The 16,988-nt window shown below is 64.6% G+C and carries 15 protein-coding genes; 2 read left to right on the top strand and 13 right to left on the bottom strand.

What is annotated here, in order from left to right; genetic code table 11:
* Nucleotides 1–30 precede the first annotated feature (30 nt).
* The 9 genes from LV476_RS03995 to LV476_RS04035 form a co-directional block, all read right to left on the bottom strand.
* Nucleotides 31–1,077 carry a class I fructose-bisphosphate aldolase gene (locus LV476_RS03995; RefSeq protein WP_250073669.1) on the bottom strand — a complete coding sequence of 349 codons (1,047 nt, stop codon included), beginning with the start codon at nucleotides 1,075–1,077 and terminating at the stop codon, nucleotides 31–33.
* 98 nt (nucleotides 1,078–1,175) lie between these two features.
* On the bottom strand, nucleotides 1,176–1,628 hold the full coding sequence (locus tag LV476_RS04000) for a CopD family protein (protein WP_250073670.1): 453 nt from the start codon (nucleotides 1,626–1,628) through the stop codon (nucleotides 1,176–1,178).
* Between the two features lie 24 nt (nucleotides 1,629–1,652).
* Nucleotides 1,653–2,435 carry a co-chaperone DjlA gene (djlA, locus tag LV476_RS04005; protein ID WP_250073672.1) on the bottom strand — a complete coding sequence of 261 codons (783 nt, stop codon included), beginning with the start codon at nucleotides 2,433–2,435 and terminating at the stop codon, nucleotides 1,653–1,655.
* 65 nt (nucleotides 2,436–2,500) lie between these two features.
* Complete coding sequence (locus LV476_RS04010; RefSeq protein ID WP_250073674.1) at nucleotides 2,501–4,261, bottom strand: L-lactate permease; 1,761 nt, start codon at nucleotides 4,259–4,261, stop codon at nucleotides 2,501–2,503.
* A 142-nt stretch (nucleotides 4,262–4,403) separates the two neighbouring features.
* Complete coding sequence (locus tag LV476_RS04015; RefSeq protein WP_250073676.1) at nucleotides 4,404–5,552, bottom strand: hypothetical protein; 1,149 nt, start codon at nucleotides 5,550–5,552, stop codon at nucleotides 4,404–4,406.
* A gap of 112 nt (nucleotides 5,553–5,664) precedes the next feature.
* Entirely contained in the window at nucleotides 5,665–6,885 is a 1,221-nt protein-coding gene (locus LV476_RS04020) for a hypothetical protein (protein ID WP_250073679.1), read from the bottom strand.
* Between the two features lie 246 nt (nucleotides 6,886–7,131).
* Entirely contained in the window at nucleotides 7,132–9,822 is a 2,691-nt protein-coding gene (locus tag LV476_RS04025) for an outer membrane beta-barrel protein (RefSeq protein WP_250073681.1), read from the bottom strand.
* Between the two features lie 203 nt (nucleotides 9,823–10,025).
* The gene (locus tag LV476_RS04030) at nucleotides 10,026–10,325 is read right to left on the bottom strand and encodes a hypothetical protein (RefSeq protein WP_250073683.1); all 300 of its coding nucleotides are present in this window, start codon (nucleotides 10,323–10,325) and stop codon (nucleotides 10,026–10,028) included.
* On the bottom strand, nucleotides 10,322–11,683 hold the full coding sequence (locus LV476_RS04035) for an alanine/glycine:cation symporter family protein (protein WP_250073684.1): 1,362 nt from the start codon (nucleotides 11,681–11,683) through the stop codon (nucleotides 10,322–10,324). The genes LV476_RS04030 and LV476_RS04035 overlap by 4 nt, the downstream gene beginning before the upstream one ends.
* A 206-nt stretch (nucleotides 11,684–11,889) precedes the next feature.
* Between LV476_RS04035 and LV476_RS04040 the strand changes: the two genes are divergently transcribed.
* Both LV476_RS04040 and LV476_RS04045 read left to right on the top strand, forming a co-directional pair.
* Nucleotides 11,890–14,280, top strand: coding sequence for a Lon protease family protein (locus tag LV476_RS04040; protein ID WP_250073686.1), 2,391 nt, complete (start codon nucleotides 11,890–11,892; stop codon nucleotides 14,278–14,280).
* Nucleotides 14,273–15,109 carry a universal stress protein gene (locus tag LV476_RS04045; protein ID WP_250073689.1) on the top strand — a complete coding sequence of 279 codons (837 nt, stop codon included), beginning with the start codon at nucleotides 14,273–14,275 and terminating at the stop codon, nucleotides 15,107–15,109. Before LV476_RS04040 ends, LV476_RS04045 begins: the two co-directional genes overlap by 8 nt.
* 60 nt (nucleotides 15,110–15,169) lie before the next feature.
* Here LV476_RS04045 and LV476_RS04050 read toward each other — a convergent pair whose 3' ends face one another.
* From LV476_RS04050 to LV476_RS04065, 4 genes are all read right to left on the bottom strand, one after another.
* A complete protein-coding gene (locus LV476_RS04050) occupies nucleotides 15,170–15,613 on the bottom strand; it encodes a DsrE family protein (protein ID WP_250073691.1) in 444 nt (147 codons plus the stop codon).
* A gap of 87 nt (nucleotides 15,614–15,700) precedes the next feature.
* Nucleotides 15,701–16,039 carry a DUF2173 family protein gene (locus LV476_RS04055; RefSeq protein ID WP_250073693.1) on the bottom strand — a complete coding sequence of 113 codons (339 nt, stop codon included), beginning with the start codon at nucleotides 16,037–16,039 and terminating at the stop codon, nucleotides 15,701–15,703.
* 11 nt (nucleotides 16,040–16,050) lie between these two features.
* Nucleotides 16,051–16,389, bottom strand: a complete 339-nt coding sequence (locus LV476_RS04060; RefSeq protein ID WP_250073695.1) for a DUF2173 family protein — start codon at nucleotides 16,387–16,389, stop codon at nucleotides 16,051–16,053.
* A gap of 33 nt (nucleotides 16,390–16,422) precedes the next feature.
* Nucleotides 16,423–16,803 (bottom strand): DUF2173 family protein, encoded by a 381-nt coding sequence (locus tag LV476_RS04065; RefSeq protein WP_250073696.1) that lies wholly within the window; start codon nucleotides 16,801–16,803, stop codon nucleotides 16,423–16,425.
* Nucleotides 16,804–16,988: the final 185 nt, after the last annotated feature.

Genomic DNA, 16,988 nt, shown 5'->3' on the forward strand with positions numbered 1-16,988 from the left:
TTGTTGTTGCTACCGGGCAGGAGGCCCTGATCAGGCGCTTTCCATGTCCGGGCTGTACTTGCCCTGGCTTGCCATGCCGTTGAACTCGGCACGCTTGAGCGCGCGCTTCTGGGCTTCCGCCACGTGACCCGGCTCGCCCTTCCAGTACTCGAGCGCCGGGCCCTGGATGGCACGGGCATAGGAGAAGGTCAGTGCCCACGGCAGCCGGTCGCCATGGCGCTCGTGCATGGCATTGAGGTGCGCGGTGGACTCTTCCACGCCCTGGCCGCCGGAGAGGAACACCACGCCGCCGAGTGCGGCCGGCACCGTGCGCAGCAGGGTCTCGACGGTGCGGTCGGCGACCTCCTCGACGCCGGCACGGTTGGAGGCGCCCTTGGCAGAGATCACCATGCTGGTCTTGAGGATCACGCCCTCGAGCATGACGTTCTGGTGATAGAGCTGACGGAAGACCTCGTTGAGCTCTTCCTCGGTCACCCGCTCGCAGGTGGCGATGTCGTGGTTGCCGTCGATCAGGACCTCCGGCTCGATGATCGGCACCAGACCGGCCTCCTGACACAGGGCAGCATAGCGTGCCAGTGCATGGGCGTTCGCCTCGATGCAGCCACGGGTCGGCAGCCCCTTGGCGGTGTCGATCGCGATCACCGCACGCCACTTGGCAAAGCGCGCACCCATCTCGTAGTACTCGGCAAGACGCTCGCGCAGGCCGTCGAGGCCCTCGGTCACCTTCTCGCCGTCCGACCCGGCCAGCGGCTTGGCGCCGGTGTCGACCTTGATGCCGACCACCTGGCCGCGGTCACGCATCACGTCGATGAACGACTTGCCGTCCGCCGTGGACTGGCGAATGGTCTCGTCGTAGAGGATCGCGCCGCTGACGTACTTCTCGAGATCCGGCGTGGTCAGCAGCAGTTCGCGGTACTCGCGACGCTTCTGCTCGGTCGGATCGATACCGTTGGCCTCGAAACGCTTGTTGCAGGTGCCGTTGCTCTCGTCGATGGCCAGGATGCCCTTGCCGGGCGCAACCATCGCCTTGGCGGTCTTGATCAGTTCGTCGGCCTTCTCGGGACGATACGTAGTCATGCGCGATCTCCTTGATTCAATGAATGAAATCGTGTGATGGGAATCGGCGAAAGAAACGACCACGACCTTAGTCCCTCGAGGGGCGTTTTTTCAAACCGTCACAGGTACGCACCACCCCCGCCAACCACGATACTGATCAGCCCGAGCCAGAGAATGACGTGCACCAGACGACGGATGCGCGGGATCATCTCGCCGGCCCGAGGCCAGTCCTCGGCCGCCACTGCGGCATGGAGTTGGCGATACGGACCGAAGGCCAGAACGACGAACGCGATAATGGTCAGCCAGCCGAACAACTGCATGGCGTGCAGGTAACCGGCCGATGCGAAGCCGCCGAAGGCGGTGAACAGCATGCCGTAGCCGCTGACCAGCAATGCGGCGATCAGCGCCCAGACCCAGCGGAAAAAGCGGGTGAACACCCGGTCCCAGAGCGTCACCCGGTCCGGACCGGACAGGTAGCCCACCGACGGACGCAGGATCACGTAGGCGTAGAACACCCCACCAATCCACAACACGGCCGACAACAGGTGGATCACATTGAGCAAAGCGGTCATCACGTCGTCTCCCTTCTGATTGAATCAGTCTCGCACCTGACGTGACCGTTTCACGGTCTCGTAGGCATTCTGAATTTCCTGGCTGCGCTCCTTGGCCAGCTCGACCATGGAATCGGGCAGCCCCTTGGCGATCAGCTTGTCGGGGTGATGCTCGCTCATCAGCTTGCGGTAGGCGCGTTTCACCTCGGCATCGGTCGACTGCTTGTCCACCCCCAGGGCCTGGTAGGCATTGTCCAGTGCGGCCGCCGTCGTCGGCGCACCCGGCCCCTGCTGGTAATGGCCCGCCAGCAGGGCCTCCAGACGGGCGAACTCCGCATCCGACAGTCCCAGGGCATGCGCGATGCGCATCAGGGCCTCGCGCTCGGCCGGCTCGATCCGGCCATCGGCGAACGCCGCCTGGATCTGGATCTCCAGGAACACCCGCAACAGGGTCGGCTGGCTGCCGCAGATCCGGACGAACCGCTCGATAACCGGCTCGGGATCGAAGTCGGCCGCCTTGCCGCGATTGAACGCCGCGATCGCCTCGCGCCGCCGCGGCTTGGTCAAACGCATCTGCGTCATGATCTGCTCGGCCGCACGTATCTCGGCCTGTGTCACCTGACCGTCGGCCTTGCAGACGTAGCCGAGTACCGTGAACGTGGTATCGAAGAACGTCTGCTGCACTTCCAGCAACCGGCCACCAACCTGCTTGATCCGACCGAGGAACCGGTCGACGAAATGCCCCAAGAGCAGGCCGATACCGGCCCCGACCCAACCAAAGATCCAGAAGCCGATACCGGCGCCAAGCGCTTTTCCAATCCAGGACATGCGTGTCCCCGTCTGTGAACCAGAGGTGCAGTTTGCCAAAAACGACCGGCCCGGAGTCGGTCGAATCAGCGACGAGCCCGTGCGAATCGCATTAGACCGAGCATACCCAGCACCACCAGAACCCAGGCCGCGAACCATATATTGAGGCCGCCCACGATCAGAGCCATGCCAAGCATGCCGGCCGCCAGGACGTAATAGCCCATCGGAATCAGTGCCTTGCGGATCAGGTCGCCTTCCCGGCCGGCCAGCCCAACCGTCGCCGAGGCGGCCACGACGTTGTGGACGCAGATCATGTTGCCGGCTGCGCCGCCGACCCCCTGCAACGCGACCACCCAGGCCGCCCCGTCGACACCGAGACCGATTTCCCCGGCGGAGGCGAACTGGAACAGCGAAAACATCATGTTGCTGATCGTCGCCGAGCCGGCCATGAAAGAGCCCATCGCCCCGATGAGCGGCGCGAAGATCGGCCAGAATGGCCCGGCCAGCGACGAAACCCCATCGGCCAGCAATAGCGGCATGCTGTCAAAGGGCGATGCCTGACCGGAATGGATGAACACCTGCACCATCGGCACGGCGAACGCCAGCGCCAGGGCGGCGGAAAGCAGCACCCGAGCGGACTGCCGCCACGCACGCCGGTAGGAGCCTGGACGCCGATGCATCCGGTGGAGAAAGAAGGTCAGCAGCGAAACCACCACCAGGATGAAACCAGGCAGGTAAAACGGCTGGGCGGAGGTACCGATCTCGGTGCCGAATATGCCGGGCCACTCGAGCGTCAGGGCCGGCGAGCGCAGCCAGTCACGCAACGGCGTCACCGTTCGACTCAAGACCAACAGCCCGACCACAAGCACGTAGGGAAGCCAGGCCAGCCACAACGGCATGCGCGTGCCCGACGGCACGCCCTGAAGCTCGTCCTGCAGTGCACTGACCCAGTCCGGCTGCCAGCGACTGCGCGGCTCGAAATCGAACACCTGCCGCGGCGTGAAAAGCCCCCGCCGAGCCGCCGTCACCACGACCAGCAGGCCGACCATACCTCCGACCAGTGAGGGAAACTCGGGCCCCAGCCACGCCGCGACGGCCAGGTGCGGCAGCGTGAAGGCCGCCCCTGCAAACAGCGCGAACGGCCAGGCCGCCAGCCCCTCGCGAAACGACCGTGACGCGCCGAAGAAGCGCGTTAGCAGCGCGACCATGACCAGCGGCATCAGCACGCCCACCAGCGTATTGATCACGGCGGTATATAACGTGATTTGTTCGAGATAATCCGGAAACAGGGGCACCTCGAGCATTGCCTCCACCGCGGGGTGCCCTGCAAGCCCGGCATTCACCCCGACCAGCACCGGTGTGCCCACCGCGCCGAAAGCCACCGGCGTCGACTGCACAATCAGCGCGGAGAGCACGGCGGCCATGGCGGGGAAGCCGATCGCCACAAGCAATGGTGCGGCAATCGCCGCCGGGGTGCCGAAGCCTGCGGCGCCCTCAAGCAGGCTGCCAAACAGCCAGGCCACGATGATCGCCTGAACCCGTCGGTCCGGCGATATGTTGGTAAAGCCCGTCCGGATCGACTCGATCGCACCGGACTCACGCAGGGTATAGAGCAGCAGGATCGCGCCGAAGACGATGCTGAGAATATTCGCCGCCGTGACCAGCCCGTGCATACTGGCCGCAGCGGCAGCCAACGGATCCGTCCGCCATACGAACAGCGCGAGCATGACCGTCGTCAGCCAAGCCACCGGCATTGCGCGCGAGGCGGGCCAGCGCCGCACGACCAGCAACACGAACACGGTTGCCAGCGGTAGCAGAGCGAGTGCGGACAAGACTCCTAGCGGCATCTCAGCGTCCCTTCCTTAGTGGGCCATCGGGAGAATCTTTGCCTTCCAGTGCACGAATGGCAATTCGTGCCTGAGCGATTTCCTGTTCATGAACAGGAAAGGCCCCGTTACGGGGCCTTTTTCAGTGCGATTTCGCAACCGCTTAGTGAATCGGCTCGTGGACGAACTCGATCACCGCGCGGGCGTCGTCGGCCGCGGTGGCGAAGGCCTCGGCGCCCGAACCGCTGTAATCCTGGGACTCGAACACCACGTCCATGATCGGGCGCGTGACCTCCGTGTAGACACCGTCCCCATCGGGATCCGAGAGGTACGTGACTGTATCGGGATACCTAGCCGCTCGATCGTAGCTGAATCCGCCAAGGTCGTAATAGCCGTCATCCGGATTGTTGATGCCCAGGATGCTGTTCAGGTAGACGACCGTGTCTACGGTGATCTCCTTGGTCTTCGACGAGGCGGCACCGAGAAAGGCGGCCGCGTCGGCCAGCGTCCAGCCATCCGACTCGAGCGCCTCCTGATACAGCGACAGATTCTCCAGCGGCGAATCGATGGTGTAGCTGGCGCCGTCGGCATCCACGATGATCAGGCGACCGGCCGCGTCACGCTCCAGAACCCCGTCAGCATCAAGGCCAATCGTCCGCTCCGCCTCGGCCAGTGCGTGGGCCAGCACGGAAGCCGGCGCCCGGCCAACGTTGAGCCGCTCGAACTCGACCTCTTGCAGCGCCGCCTCGTCGGCCACTTCGCCGAAACCTTCGGCGTCCGGCTCATCGGACTGATAGGGGATGACATTACCCTCCGCATCCACGAACTGCACCCGGCCGAACTCATCGAGATCCGGCGAGCCGTCAGATTCACGCAGGATCACGTACAGGTCGCCGTACAGGCTGCCCTTCCCAGCCGAGCCACCTTGCATGCTGTCGAGGTTGTCTCGACCCTTGCCACGGAAGACGCTGTCGACCAGCTGCTGACTGCCGCTACCGGCATGACCACCGCCCTTGCTCCCCGAACCGCCGCGATAACCGGGCCCTTTCTTGCCATGGTCGCTATCGGTGTGACCATCATCGCCATCGTCCGTGTGTCCGTCGGTGTGCATGCTGCCCGTGTCATGGCCACCGCCACGGCTGCCCGAGGAATGACCGCCCGAGGTGTGCCCATCCTCGGCCGCATAGGCGGCGGACGCACCGATCAACGGGGTCGGCGCGAGTGCGGGAACCGCCAGCAGGCCGGCAACCGCCATACCGGCGACCAAGAGGCGGGGCGAAAAATATCGTCTTGTCTGGACTGGTTCCGTCATCGGACACCTCCATCTTGCTGCATCGGACCGGCCAATACCCCGGTCCGAACAAAAAAGACCCCTCGGCGAGGGGTCTTTCGTCATTAGCCTTGCCGTTGCATGACGGCGTTCATCAATGAATCGGCTCGTGGATGAACTCGATCACCTGCAGGGCATCGTCGGTAGACAATGCATAACCGGCTGCGCCCTCGCCCGTGGCAGTTTCGCCATCGAACACCGCATCAAGCAGCGGCTCGGTGACCGTGACGTAGGTCCCGTCCCCTTCCGGATCGCTCAGGTAGGTCACGGTGACCGGGTCGAGTTCGCCATCGCCGTCAGCATCCACGGTCGACGTGTAGGCCGCGGTGCGGTCGTAGGTGAAATCGGTCAGGTCCACCCAGTCGATGGTGGTTTCGCCCGTGTCGGGGTCGGTCACCTCTGGGTTCAGCCCCAGGATCGAGTTCAGGTAGACCACCATGTCGAGACTCACCTCGCCAAACTTGCTTGCCGCAGCAGCCAGCAGGGAGTCCGTCTGTTCCAGTGTGAACGTCTCGTTACCGTCGATGTCGTCATTCAGTCGCACGATGGCGTCCTGATACAGGGCCAGGTTCTCCAGCGGAGAGTCGATGGTGTAGACGATACCGTCGGCATCCTCGATCACCACGCGGCCGGCGGCATCGAACTCGAGTACGCCATCCGCATCCAGGGCGATGGTCTCCAGCGCCGTGTCGAGAGAGTGGCTCAGGACGGCTTGCGGCGAACGGGCGAGGTTCAAACGGTCGAATGCCACTTCCTGCAGCAGGGCCTCGTTTTCAGGGCTGAATTCCGTGAAGCCCTCGTCTTCCGGATCATCGGAGAGGTAGGGGATCACGTTGCCCTCGGCATCGAGGAACTGCAGTCGGCCTTCATCGTCGAGAACTGGTGCGCCTGTCAACGGGTCTCGCAGCACCACGTAGAGATCACCGTAGAGATCCCCCTTGGTGGTGCCGGCATCCGGGTTGCCGCCGCCCATGTCACCGCTAGGTCCGTCGCCTTCCGGCGGGCCCTTGTCGTCGGGTCGGCCCGTGATGTCGAGGCTATCCCGACCACCCGCGCCGTGACCGCGCAGGACGTCACCGACGTCCATGGAGCCTTGTCCGCCCGACATGCCACCATGCCCACCGATCTGTCCCTGACCCTTCATCTCACCTCCAGCGCCTTGACCGGCACCAGCAGCGGCCTGTGCCGAACCGATCGGCATCAAATTGTGGGTATACGTGCTTCCCAGCAGCGGGACTGCGAGCACTCCGGCCACGGCCAGACTGCCAGCGACCAGCGTGTGGCGGAATACCGGGTTGTTATGACTGCGGTTCATAGGTCACCTCCCTTTATCATCAGTAGACCTAATGTGCTTATAACGACATAAGCATCTTTTAACAAGAGGAACTGCGATCAAACTTTTTGCAGAGTCCCTTGTGTCCCTTATAAGGCGACCTGCAACCGTATTGCCGCCGCCAACATCACGAACATAGACCAGCGAGCCACGCATATTCAAAAGAGGAGATGCAAAAAAAACCCGCCTCCGAGGCGGGTTTAGCTGGATGGGTTTGACCAACATGATTCAGAAGCGGTAACCCACCCCGAGCCGGAACTCATCGGTCTCGTTATCCAGGCTCACCGTGTCGGTATTCCCGTGGGTGGTCTCGAACGCGAGCTCGCCATAGTCAGTGCGGTTGTAGTCGAAACGCACGAAGGTGTTCGGCGTGAGCGGCACCTCGGCACCCAGACCGTAGCGATTGCCAATCTCCATCTCGTCCCGGTTAATGTCGTTGCGCCGATCACCACCCTTCACATAGCGATAGTTGAACTGGCTCCGGGCCTTGCCCAGGCGGGCATAGAGCAGCGTCCCGTTATCCAGCTGATAGCCGAGGCGCGCCGACAGGGCCTGACCCCCTTTCTGCTCCAGCGAGAAATTTCGGCCGGTGGGGGTCCGCACGTGCTGCCACTCGGCGTTGCTGTTCTCCACATCCGCCTCAAGGCCGAAGTAGACACGATCCCACTGCCAGCCGTAGCCGGCGAATATACCGGCACTGGCTCCGGCATCGCCAAAGTCGGCCGTCAACCGTGAGCGCCCAGGGTTGGAGCCACCGTCGTTATGGATCGCATCCAGATCACTGCGCAGCTGTGTCCGACCGATCTGGGCCCCGGCGTAGAAGCCGCTGATGTCCCCATCGGTCGGGTCCACCACCTGGTAGTCCTGTGCGCCGAAGCGCCAACCGAGACCGATGCGGAACAGCCCCTCGCGGGTATGGAAGTTCTCGATCGAATCACGCGTGGTGTCGTAGACCACGTCGTAATCGTCATAATCGGTGATGCTGTAATCCATGCGCCAGAACAGGTGCTTGCCTGCCGGCACGTCCACACCGACGCCGAAGCGCTTGCCGGTCTGGCGATCCGAGTCGTCAGCCGCGTTGGCGGGCGCGTCGTTTGCCTGGTAGTAGGTGTCGAATTCGCTACGAACCAGGCCGGCCCGCGCATACAGCAGCGAGCCGTTGCTCAGCACGCGGCCACCGCGCAGGCTCGCGCCCCAGCTGTCGTTCATGTCGAGCGAGAACGTGCGGCTGGACGACTTGTTCTTGGCGTGGCTCCAGTCGGCCCCGCTGCGCGCGCCCTCGATCTCGACGCCGCCATACCAGTGATCCCGGTTGGTCATGCCCCAGCCGGCAAACAAGCCGGAGGTCCAGCCCTGTCCGGCCATGTCGGCTTCATCGTTGCCCTGATTGCCCCGCGGCCCCTCGGTAGCTGTCGCCAGACCACTGATACCTGCCTGGGCACCGGCATAGAATCCGCCGCCCAGCCCGGCACCGCGCGTCTCGCCCAGACCAGAGAACGTACCGGCCACCACCGGTGTGTCGCGCACGGGGTACAACAGCGCCTTGAGACGGAGGTAGACCTGATCGCGCTGGTAGTTGCCGTCAAACAAGTCGCCGTTGTAAACGTCCTGGTTGGACTTGTAATTGAACGGATCGCGGTAATCGGAATCCCGCTGGTAGTGCCGATAGTCGAGCTGGAGCAGCAGGTTCCGGCTCAGCTTGTATTCCACGCCGAAGCCAGCGCCGATCAGATCATCGGTGCGATCGACATTTTGATACTCCGCCTGGCCGTAGGATGCGAGAGCCGAGAGCGTGGTGCGCGGCGTCAGCCGATGCTCGGCCAGCACCTCGGCGCGGCTGTAGAGATAGCTGGAGGCGAAGTCCGGCGCGCCGTCGGCAAACTGCCAGTAGGTGGTTTCCTCGAGCGAACGATCCACCGACCCGCGCACCCGAGTGAAGGGGGTGGCCTGCCACGTCAGGCGGGCACCGAAGTCGGGCCGGGTAATCGAATCGAAGCGCGGATCATCGAACGACTGGTGCAACACCCCAGCGTAGACCTCGCCCTCAAGCGTCGGCCCGTAGTTGAAGTCGATGCCGGCGGCGGCCCGGTAACCATCCGAGTCCCGCTCGAAGCCGTAGTCATCACGGTCCGTTTCGTAGCGTCGCCTCTCGGCCGAAGCCTGGACGAACGGACGGATCTGCGCCGATTGCAGATAGGTCAGCCGTGCCCCAAGCGCGTAAATGTCGCGATCGCGGTCGTCGTGGTTGATCTCCGTGCCGTCGGCATTGACGCCATCCTCGTAGTCGATCCGCTGAGCGGTGCCCCCCAGGCGCAGGACAGTCTGGCCAATCCGGCGGGCGTAGCCCCCATGGGCGTCGAGGCTGTCGTACTGGATCGGTTCGACCCCCGCAGCCCCCTCAGGCGAGGTCCGATCCTCGTGGTCGCGACTGATGCCCAGGCCGCCGAAGACGTTGGAACGCTCGTTGATGTCGTAACGGCCATCGGCGTTAAGCCAGTAGTCGTTGTAGTCCTCGTCGTCGTTATCACGGTAGCGCGCCAGGTTGGCCCCGGCGTTGAAATTGAGCTCGTGGCGTTCCCAATCCGAGCGCACCGCCAGACTGGGTGTGAGGATGCCGACCGTGTCCGATGTTTCTTCCTGAATGGGGCCGCTCGGGTCGTTCCATTTGTCGACAGGAACAGAGCCGTTCACGCCGTAGATATTGGAGTCGTATAGCGCGGTCACGCTCAACTGGGGGAAGAAGCGGAAGCCCCCGGCCGCCCAGCCACTGGACCTATCGACATCGTCGGCCGTCACGGCCTCGCCGGGTGTCGGTGCCGCCCCACCCTCGGTCTTCGTGGACTCCTGGGCCCCGGCCGTACCGGCCGCCGTGATACCCAGTGCCAGCGCAATGTGCAAAGAAAGCCTGCGTTTATGCATCCGAACGATCCTCCCTGGTGCCCGGGCCTGGATTGCCGACGGCATCACTACGCCCGGTCTGTTCTTATCGTTTGTCTGTCATAAATAGCGCCGAAGGCCGGTCTTGTCGAGCAAAACCGCGTTGCCACGTTGTGTTCTCGCAACAGCCGGAGCGCCCCAAACTGCACTGCAGCGGAACACTCCAGCGAACAACCATCCCGGTCTCAGCCCCGGACGAGCACAGCGCCCGGCGGCACGGGGTTACCGAGCTGTTCACAGTCACCCGGCTCCGGCTGATCCTCGGGTGCACGATCCGGATACCACAGGCGGCATTTCCCCGCCGGCGGCAACTCACTCGCCGGCAGGATCACCGGATCGAGCGAGGTATCACCTCCCGGATAGACGATCACCGTGCGCTGGTCCCCGTCGGAGCCGCCCAGTGCCGCACAGCCCCCGAGAAGGACCGCTGCCCCGAAAACGATTGCACGACCCAGTATCGCGACGAATTCCCGGGGCGCCCTCATCGGCCCGCCCCCTGATTTTCGGGACGGGCGAAGTATTCGCGGGTGATCGCGAAGACGGTGCCGGAAAGTGCGATCAGCGCGATCAGATTGGGCACGGCCATCAGGGCGTTGAGGATGTCGGCCACCAGCCAGATCAGCTCGAGATTCGCTATCGCGCCGACGAACAGCGCCCCGACCCAGACGTAGCGATACGGCAGGATCACCTTGACACCGAACAGGTACTCGGCGGCCCGCTCACCGTAATAGCTCCAGGCCACGATGGTGGTGAAGGCGAACAGCACCAAGCCGGCGGTGACCACCCAGTTACCGCCACCGAGGCTCTCGGCAAAGGCCGCCGAGGTCAGCGCCGCCCCGCTCTCGCCGGTGGTCCAGACGCCGGAAAGCACGATCACCAGCGCGGTCATGGTGCAGATAACGATGGTGTCGATGAAGGTGCCGAGCATCGCGATGGTGCCCTGGCGGACCGGGTCGTTGGTGCGTGCCGCGGCGTGCGCGATCGGCGCCGAGCCCAGGCCCGCCTCGTTGGAGAAAATGCCACGGGCCACGCCGAAACGGATCGCCGCCCAGACCGCCGCGCCGGCAAAGCCGCCGGTCGCCGCGGTGCCGGTGAAGGCATCAGAGACGATCTGCGCCAGGGCCGCCGGCACGTCGGTGATGTTCATCAGGATGATCACCAGAGCGACGAGGACGTAGAGGATCGCCATCGTCGGCACCAGGTATTCGGCAAGGTGCGCGATGCGGCGGATGCCACCGATGATCACCACGAACACCAGCACGGCCAGCACGACGCCGGTCAGCCAGTCGGGGATGGCGAGATTGGTCTCGAGCACATCGGCCACGGAGTTCGCCTGCACGGTGTTGCCAATCCCGAAAGCGGCGATCATGGCGAACAGGGCGAACGCGGCACCGAGCCACTTCCACTTCGCACCCATGCCGTTCTTGATGTAGTACATCGGCCCGCCGACGTAGCGCCCACGCTCGTCAATCTCGCGGTAGCGCACCGCAAGCACCGCCTCCGCGTATTTCGTCGCCATGCCCACCAGCGCGGTCAGCCACATCCAGAAGATCGCACCCGGACCGCCCAGGGCGATGGCCGTGGCCACCCCGGCGATGTTGCCGGTGCCGATGGTGGCCGACAAGGCGGTCGCCAGTGCCTGGAACGGTGTGATGTCACCGCGGTCCTCGGCCCCGGCATGCCGGCCTCGGAACAGCTGCCGGAAACCGTAGCCGAGCCGGCGAATCGGCATGCCGCGAAGACCTGCTGTCAGGTACACCCCCGTACCGAGCAACAGGGCCAGCATGACCGGCCCCCAGACGAATCCACTGATGCTGCCGAGAAACTCCGTCAAAGCGTCCATCGTCTCTGCTTAACTCCCTTGCGATTTCCGGCCCGGGCAGCGCCCGCGGCATGGCACAACAGCATCAAACCCTACCCCGTTTGACCGCCACATGGCCAGCGTCCGGTGGCGGCGTCCCTGCCGAATCTGCCAGACGCGGTCAGGCACGTCCGTGCGTGCTAGTCTCGACTCATCTTCCCCGACAACCCGGACCCGAGAGGATACCGATGGCAGATGAGCCCAAACGGCTGGACGCCGATCTGCTCTACCGGCCCTGCCACGCCGGCTCGCTACCCTTCGAGAGCACAGCCGAACTCGAGCCGCCCACGGCCGCCCCCGGCCAGGACCGTGCACTGGAAGCCCTGTCCTTCGGCACGGAGATCGGCGACGGCGGCTTCAACCTCTACGCGCTCGGCTCCGAGGGCCTCGGCAAATACGCGGTGGTTCGCGAATTCCTCGAGAAGCGTGCCCGCGAAGACACGCCGCCGCCAAGCTGGGCCTACGTCTTCAACTTCGAGAATCCTGACCGGCCCAAGCTGCTCGAGCTGCCCGCAAAGGCCGGCCGCGAGCTGCAGAAGGACCTCGAGACGCTGGTAAAGGAATTCGGCACCGCCATCCCGGCAGTGTTCGAGAGCGACGAGTACCACAACCGCATCCAGGAGATGCGCGAGGCATTCAAGCGAAGGCAGCGCGAAGCCATCGAAGCCATCAGCGAGGAGGCGGAAAAACGCCACGTCACCATGTTGAGCACGCCGTCCGGCTTCACCCTCGGCCCCTACCGTGACGGCAAGATCCTCGATCCGGAGGCCTTCCACAAGCTGCCGGAAGAAGAACAGAAGGAATGGCAGGCGGCCATCAACGAGCTCGAGGAAAAGCTCAAGCAAACCTTGCAGCAGATCCCGAAATGGCAGAAGGAAGCCCGCGAACAGTTACAGCAACTGAACGAAGAGATGCTCGGCGTGGCGGTGGGCCAGCAACTCGAGGCGCTCAAACGGCGCTGGGTGACCTTACCGGCTGTCACCGATTACCTGGGCGCGATCCGTGACGACATCATCTCGCACGTCAACGACCTGGACGAGGACGGCAGCACGGTACCCGAGGAGATCCTCAACCAGTACCAACTCAACCTGATCGTGGACAACGCCGACCTCGACGGCGCCCCGGTGATCTACGAAGACCTGCCCACTCACGCCCGATTGATCGGCCGGATCGAGCACTACTTCCGCGAAGGGGCCCTGTTGACGGACTTCCGGCTGATCCGTGCCGGTGCCCTGCATCGCGCCAACGGCGGCTACCTGATCCTGCACGCCCGCCAGATCCTGATGCAGCCGTTTGCCTGGGAAACGCTCAAGCGCGCCCTCTACGGCAGGCAGGTGCGGATCGAGTCACTCGAGCAGCTCTATGCCGTGTTCACCACCATCACGCTCGAACCGGATCCGCTGCCGCTCCAGGTCAAGGTGGTGCTGATCGGCGACCGGCTGCTCTATTACCTGCTGTCCGAATACGACCCCGACTTCGCCCGACTGTTCAAGGTCCAGGCGGACTTTGAGGACAACCTCGCCCGCCAGCCCGAAAACGAGATGGACTATGCCCGAACGCTGGCCGCGATCGCCCAGCGCGACGGGCTGCGCCCGCTGGATCGAAGCGCGGTCGCCCGCACCATCGAGCACGCCAGCCGCCTGGCCGGGGACCGGGAGAAACTCGCCGCCGGCACCCGTCCGCTGTCCGACCTGCTCGCCGAGGCCAACCATCTGGCCAGCTCGAGCCACGCCGAGGAGATCAGCGCCCACCACGTCGAGGCCGCCATCCGCCGGCAGGAGAAACGGGCCGAGCGGCTGCGCGAGCGGGCGGTCGAGGCGATCCTGCGCGAGACCATCAATCTGCCGACCCACGGCGAGCGGATCGCGGCAGTCAACGGCCTGGCCGTCTCCCAACTGGGCGATTTCACCTTCGGCCTGCCGACGCGCATCACCGCCACGGCCCGCCCCGGCCGCGAGCAGGTTGTCGACATCGAGCGCCAGGCAAAGCTGGGCGGAAACATTCACGCCAAGGCAGTGATGATCCTGTCGCGGTATCTCGCCAGTCATTACGCCCCGGACGGTGAACTGTCCCTGTCGGCCAGCATTGCCTTCGAGCAACTCTACGGCTCGGTCGAGGGCGATTCGGCCTCGGTGGCCGAGCTCTGTGCGCTGGTCTCGGCGATCGCTCGCGTGCCGATCCGGCAATCGTTCGCCGTGACCGGGTCGCTGAATCAGCTGGGCGAGGTGCAGGCGATCGGCGGTGTCAACGAAAAGATCGAGGGCTTCTTCCGCATCTGCCGGGAGCGCGGTCTCGACGGTCACCACGGGGTGATCATCCCTCGGGCGAACCTGCCGCACCTCATGCTCGATCACGAGGTGCGCAGCGAGGTCGCCGCCGGCCGCTTCCAGCTGTACGCCGTCAGCCACGTCGACGAAGCGCTGCAGCTGTTGACCGGCATGCCGGCGGGCGACGCCGATGCCGACGGGAAATTCCCCGCCGACAGCCTCAACCGGCGCGTGGCTGACCGGCTGGCACGGTTCGAGCGTGCCACGCGGCACGACCACGACCGTTCCGGGCCGCACGACGAACATGGCTGAGTCGCACGTCCTGGTGCTGCTGGACACCTCGCCGGCCAGTGAGGCAGCCCTCGACAGCGCCGCTCGACTGGCCCGCCATCACCAGCTGGAGCTGATCGCGCTGTTCATCGAGGACCAGGACCTGATCGCCTCGGCCGGACACGTGTTCACGCGTGAGATCAGTCTGCTTTCGGGCGAGGCCCGCCCGTTCGACCGCGAGATCCTGCTCTCCCGCCTCGCCCGCCAGCGGCAACAGATCGAGACGCGTCTGGCATCGCTCGGGGGGCAGGAACGCCTGCGATGGCGACTGGACGTGGTGACCGGCCCGGTAACCGAAAACATCCTCGAGGCGGCGCTCAATGCCGAGTGGGTGGTGTTGGGCAAGGCGGGCTGGTCGGCATCACGAGGCGGCCGACTGGGCTCCACGGCGCGGCACTTGGTGGAGAGCACCGGTAGCCGGCTGCTGCTTTGGGAGGAGCGTGCTTTTGCCCCCCAGGCGGCCATCGCGGCACTGGTCCACGACCCGGCGAGCGGGGATGCGGTGGTCGAGACCACCCGCCAGCTCGCCCTCGCCACTGAGCGCAGCGCCCGGCTGCTCCTCCTGCCGGACGTCGATCCGAACTCCCTGCCGGCATTGGCCTCGTGGCAGCAACAAGGGCGACCTGCCGTGACCGTCGAACGGCTGACCGGTCGCGGGGCCGAGGCGCTGCGCCGTTCCCTGCAGGCCCAGCCGGCGGCCGCCCTGGTGATCGACGACGCGGGCGCCTTCGCTCTCGACCTGCCGATGGCCGACCTGATCGCCCGCATCGACATCCCCATCATCCGCCTACCCTCCCCGGCAGCGGCCTGAGCAAAAAAACGGCCGCCCCGGGAGGGACGGCCGCTCGCTCAAGCCGGCAGGCGTTGCAGTTCAGTAGCTCAGCGCGACGAGATCGTCCTGCGACAGCAGCTTGAACAAGATATCCGGCTTGCCCAGCTCGACCCCGTCGATCAGGTCGTCACGCGTCAGACCACACTGACGCATGCACATCGGGCAGATCAGCACACGGGCGCCGTTCTTCATCGCCATCTTCAGGGTCTCCTGGGCGGTCCGTTCGGTCGCCCCCAGCATGTCCTGCTTACGATCCTTGGCGGCGAGATACACGCCGCGCACGTTGAGGTACACGACCACGTCGTGCCCCCGCTTGGCCGCATTGTAGGCCTGTGCGGCTGCCATGCCCGCCGGCCAGACTTCGTCCGTGGTCAGGTTGTAGAACAGGGTGTTGCCCTTGTCGGCAGCGGCCATGGCATGACCGGAACCGACCAGAGCAAGACCGAAGACGAACGTGGCGAAAAGGCGCTTGAGCATCGACATGGTTGCCTCCTGTTGCGATTGGATGAACCCGGATCGCGAGTCTAGGCAACATACCGGTGGCGTGTCAGGACACGGCCGGGTGTGACGTCAGACGTTGAAAGAAACCTGCGCCAGGCCCTCCATCACCTCGTCGAGGCTGGCACGGCTGTTCTCGATTACCGCGACCATGCTATCCACGCCGCAGACCGAACGATGCACGCCGTGCACGATCCAGCCACGCGCTGGCGTCCAGCCGGGTTGATGGGCGAACAGGGCCATCTGGTCGGCATGACCCTGCGTTACCAGCTTGAGGTCGTTCGCCAGACGGGTCAGCCGATCGATGTCGTCGGGAGACAGGTAGCCGTGGACCTCCCAGGGCTCACCTGTCTCATCGCGGAAATGCACCACCGCCTCGACACCCGCCAGATTGAGAAGTTGCTGGTACATCGGCCCGCCGCTCAGGGCCCGAAGGCCCGGTAAGCCGCATCGTAATCGGCGTGTTCGTTGCTCAGCACCACGGCCTGGTGGCCGCGCGACACTGTCGACCAGTCCAGACCGACAAAGGTGAAACCGCGAACGGGGTAGAACCCCTTGGTGTCGCTCACGCCCTCCCAGCCACGGGCCTGCATCGCACCGATGGCGCGATTTGCCACGCACAGGTGACCGAGCAGATCGATCGTCTCCCGGTCGATCACCGACTCATCGGGAATGAGCGTATCGAGCGGTCGACCGTCCTCGTCGAACTGGAAGGCCGCCACTGCGCCCGGTACCGAACTCAGCGTTTTTAGATTCGTCATCGTCGCGACTCCATCGTTCAGGGCACCGTCAGATCAGGAGGCGGCTCGGGTGGGACCCACCTGCCACCCCCGCATCAGAGACAGTACCGATTTCAGTGAAGCGTCACCGTTTTCGATGACGCAGTAGGCATTCCCCATCACACAGAGGCTGCGCTTGTCGCCGTGGACCACCCACCCGCTGGCCGCAGCGGCCTCGACGGGCGGTTTGCCTGACGGGACGGGTGGACGGGCGAACAGGTTCACCAGGTCCTCTTCCATGTCCACAGCCGCGGTGTTGGCCCGACAGAGGGCGGCGAGCAAGCGCCTCTCTTCGTCGGACAAATCACCCTGGTGGTGGCTCTGGTTATCTTGATAGGTGAAATCGCCTGCCGCGACGACACCTTCCAACGCCATCAGATCGCTGACCAAATTCATTGTTCTGACTCCCCTGTACCGAATGCTCCCATTGGAAGTACATAGCCACGCCAAGTTCAGCCGCTGCCATTCGGGATTTCTATTTCGACAGGAGCCGACTTATGTACGGCGGAAGGGATGGGAGCGGGATGGGGGCCGGGGCGTTGGGCTCGTTTCTAATGCCCGGAGAACGCCCCAGCCGGGAG

It is taken from the genome of Guyparkeria hydrothermalis (assembly GCF_023555385.1).
Classification (GTDB): Bacteria; Pseudomonadota; Gammaproteobacteria; order Halothiobacillales; family Halothiobacillaceae; genus Guyparkeria; species Guyparkeria hydrothermalis_A.

Coding starts and splice junctions, on each gene's coding strand:
- LV476_RS03995 (WP_250073669.1), bottom strand. CDS start 1,077: ATGACTACGTATCGTCCCGAGAAGGCCGACGAACTGATCAAGACCGCC.
- LV476_RS04000 (WP_250073670.1), bottom strand. CDS start 1,628: ATGACCGCTTTGCTCAATGTGATCCACCTGTTGTCGGCCGTGTTGTGG.
- djlA (WP_250073672.1), bottom strand. CDS start 2,435: ATGTCCTGGATTGGAAAAGCGCTTGGCGCCGGTATCGGCTTCTGGATC.
- LV476_RS04010 (WP_250073674.1), bottom strand. CDS start 4,261: ATGCCGCTAGGAGTCTTGTCCGCACTCGCTCTGCTACCGCTGGCAACC.
- LV476_RS04015 (WP_250073676.1), bottom strand. CDS start 5,552: ATGACGGAACCAGTCCAGACAAGACGATATTTTTCGCCCCGCCTCTTG.
- LV476_RS04020 (WP_250073679.1), bottom strand. CDS start 6,885: ATGAACCGCAGTCATAACAACCCGGTATTCCGCCACACGCTGGTCGCT.
- LV476_RS04025 (WP_250073681.1), bottom strand. CDS start 9,822: ATGCATAAACGCAGGCTTTCTTTGCACATTGCGCTGGCACTGGGTATC.
- LV476_RS04030 (WP_250073683.1), bottom strand. CDS start 10,325: ATGAGGGCGCCCCGGGAATTCGTCGCGATACTGGGTCGTGCAATCGTT.
- LV476_RS04035 (WP_250073684.1), bottom strand. CDS start 11,683: ATGGACGCTTTGACGGAGTTTCTCGGCAGCATCAGTGGATTCGTCTGG.
- LV476_RS04040 (WP_250073686.1), top strand. CDS start 11,890: ATGGCAGATGAGCCCAAACGGCTGGACGCCGATCTGCTCTACCGGCCC.
- LV476_RS04045 (WP_250073689.1), top strand. CDS start 14,273: ATGGCTGAGTCGCACGTCCTGGTGCTGCTGGACACCTCGCCGGCCAGT.
- LV476_RS04050 (WP_250073691.1), bottom strand. CDS start 15,613: ATGTCGATGCTCAAGCGCCTTTTCGCCACGTTCGTCTTCGGTCTTGCT.
- LV476_RS04055 (WP_250073693.1), bottom strand. CDS start 16,039: ATGTACCAGCAACTTCTCAATCTGGCGGGTGTCGAGGCGGTGGTGCAT.
- LV476_RS04060 (WP_250073695.1), bottom strand. CDS start 16,389: ATGACGAATCTAAAAACGCTGAGTTCGGTACCGGGCGCAGTGGCGGCC.
- LV476_RS04065 (WP_250073696.1), bottom strand. CDS start 16,803: ATGAATTTGGTCAGCGATCTGATGGCGTTGGAAGGTGTCGTCGCGGCA.